This is a genomic window from Mycobacterium sp. TH-M25 (assembly GCF_057473665.1).
Genome location: NZ_JBYCLA010000618.1, coordinates 1 through 2,423, shown reverse-complemented (window position 1 = coordinate 2,423; position 2,423 = coordinate 1). Strand labels below are relative to the sequence as shown.

The window sequence follows — 2,423 nt, the reverse complement described above, 5'->3', positions numbered from 1 at the left end:
CAAGAAACTTTCGGCGATGCCCGTTGAGGGCGGAACCAACCTCGGTCACCACCTTGTCGACCGGGATCTGTTCGGCCGTGGCCCACGCGGTCACCCGTGCCACCTGCCGATCCAGATCGGATTTCTGGTCCGCTGACGACACTCGCGCGTACACCGCCGTCCGTCCACGCGGGGCCGTCTCAGCCGCCGCATCGTTCACCAGAATGAGCCGACCTACTCGTTGCGCCGGGACCGGCAACAGCCCGGCGCGAAACCAGCGATACGCGGTCACCCGGGCCACACCGTTTCGCTCTGCCCACGCCGCGAGATTCATGCTTCTGTTCCTACAGCACACCACCGACATTTAGCCTTTGAGTGAGTCCGCGGGCGGGCCGAACAACCGACCGGGACACCTAGTGAGCCCTGAATTTTGAGTGGTCGCTCGCGGACTCGGTGCCTGGTCGAGCGGTGTCCTTTTCGGGAACTTGGAGCCAGCCTGTGGGGTGTGGACTCCTGCTTAGAGAATGTCTGGGCCGTGGCCGCGATGGTCAGTCACCTGGGTGAATACAAGAAAATCGGGGCTGACAGGAGCAACGAAGATGGCATGGACGTTGGGCATCGACGTGGCCGTGCGGGCGGTGCACCAAGCGACACTGACCCACGACGGAGCCACGGTGTGGCGTGGCCGGAAGTTCTCGACCCGACCTGCGGATCTGGAGCGGCTGTGGTCGGATCTCGACCTAGCCGATCCGGGCGATTTGACCGTAGTGGTCGAGCCTACCCGCAACGCGTGGATCGTCGTCGCCGAGTGGTTCCGCCGCCATGGGGCCCGGGTGGTGATGGTGCCTACCACGCAATCGGCGGATCTGCGCAAGTACTACTCCAAGCACACCAAAAACGACCGGATCGATTCCGAATTGCTGGCTCGGCTGCCGCTTCTGCACCCCGAAGGGTTACGCGAGTATTCCGGCCAGGGACCAGCAGATCCGTTGCGGCGTCTGGTCAAGCAGCGCTCCACCATGGTCAAACGCCGGGTCGCGGTCTACGCCCGACTCGACGCGCTCGTCGAGCTCCTCGGGCCGACTTGGTATGCGGTGCTCGGCTCGAACTACGGCATCGCGGCGTTGGAGTTCCTTGCCCGCTACGCCGACCCGAACGCGGTGATCCGGCTCGGCCAGGGACGTCTGAGCCGGTTCTTGATAGCCCGATCCCGTGGGGCGTGGCGTGAGGATCACGCCGCCGGCCTCATCGTCGCGGCTAAGGAAACCCTCGTGCTGTGGGGACCGGACGGGATGAACTTCGCCGAACTTGCCGAGGACATCGCCCACGAAGCCGAGCAGGCGCTGTTTTTGACTCGGCAGATCAAGCAGATCGACGAGCGGGTCGCCAACCTCTACGCCGACGCCGACCCCGACGGCATCGTTGCCTCCGCTCCCGGCGTGGGGCCCGTGATCAGCGCCGCGATCGCCGGACGGATCGGCGACCCCCACCGGTTCACCTCGCTGGCCGCGATCCGCGCCTACACCGGACTGGTCCCCAAGGTCAGCCAGTCCGGGCTGAGCAAGGTCGAGTCCTCGATAACCAAGGCCGGCGACCCGCTGCTGCGTGAAATGCTGTGCACCGCAGCTGATCAAGCCCGCAAAGTCGACCCGCAGATCGCTGCGAAATACCAGCGACTGATGACCGGCGACCGCCACCACGACTCGGCGATCTGTCACCTGGCCACCCTGCTGGTCACCCGGATCGCCACCTGCATGCGCAACCGCCACCCCTACACCCTGCGCGATGTCGACGGCACCCCGATCACCGAGGCCCAAGGCCGCATGATCGTCAAGGAGCGATACCAGATCGAGCCTCGCCGCCGCGACAACATCCGGCACCAGCGCATGCGAGACCGCCGCAAGCAGGCGGCGGGCCAGGAGTCACAGAAGTCGCCGAGCGCTCCAACATCCCAGCCCGCCAAACGCAAGCCTACGAGCCACCAGGTGGCTTGACATCCGTTAGGAACTCAACTACCGACCACTCACCGCGCAACAGTTGGCAACCCCACGACAAATCCGGGCGGCGCCGCGGCTCCAGCCGTCTCGACCGCTCAGGAGATCGGCGCGTCAGCGGGCGGGGTGCAGCCGATACTCTCACAGCTGGCCGAACTGATGTCCACGACACCATCAACGCTGAGCAACGCCGCGACCTCGGCGCTGCCGATCTCGTCGGCGATTACGCCGCTGCTCGATCTGTTGAGTTCGTCGTCGCCATTGTCGATCGCCGCGGATCTCCTGGATACGGGCGGGAGAGTTGTTTTAGTGGGAGCTTCCGGCGTGGTCAACACCATGTTCGGCATGAACCTTGAAGCTCCCCGAGTTTCGTGCACACCTTCTTTTGAGGGAAGGATGGCACGATGCCAACGAAGTACGACACAGAGCTCAAGGCCAAGGCGGTTCGGC

At 64.8% G+C, this 2,423-nt stretch carries 3 protein-coding genes; 1 reads left to right on the top strand and 2 read right to left on the bottom strand.

Annotated features, from left to right (window positions below; all coding sequences use genetic code 11):
- Positions 1 to 313 (bottom strand): IS607 family transposase (locus AC2VOU_RS20540; RefSeq protein ID WP_486959025.1); only part of this gene is annotated, 313 nt, incomplete at its 3' end.
- A gap of 265 nt (positions 314 to 578) precedes the next feature.
- On the opposite strand from AC2VOU_RS20540, the gene AC2VOU_RS20535 reads away from it, so the two are divergent.
- Positions 579 to 1,973, top strand: coding sequence for an IS110 family RNA-guided transposase (locus tag AC2VOU_RS20535; protein WP_486959024.1), 1,395 nt, complete (start codon positions 579 to 581; stop codon positions 1,971 to 1,973).
- Positions 1,974 to 2,071: 98 nt separating this feature from the next.
- Here the strand turns inward: AC2VOU_RS20535 and AC2VOU_RS20530 are convergent, their stop codons facing one another.
- Positions 2,072 to 2,320 carry a hypothetical protein gene (locus AC2VOU_RS20530; RefSeq protein WP_486959023.1) on the bottom strand — a complete coding sequence of 83 codons (249 nt, stop codon included), beginning with the start codon at positions 2,318 to 2,320 and terminating at the stop codon, positions 2,072 to 2,074.
- Between the last annotated feature and the right edge of the window lie 103 nt (positions 2,321 to 2,423).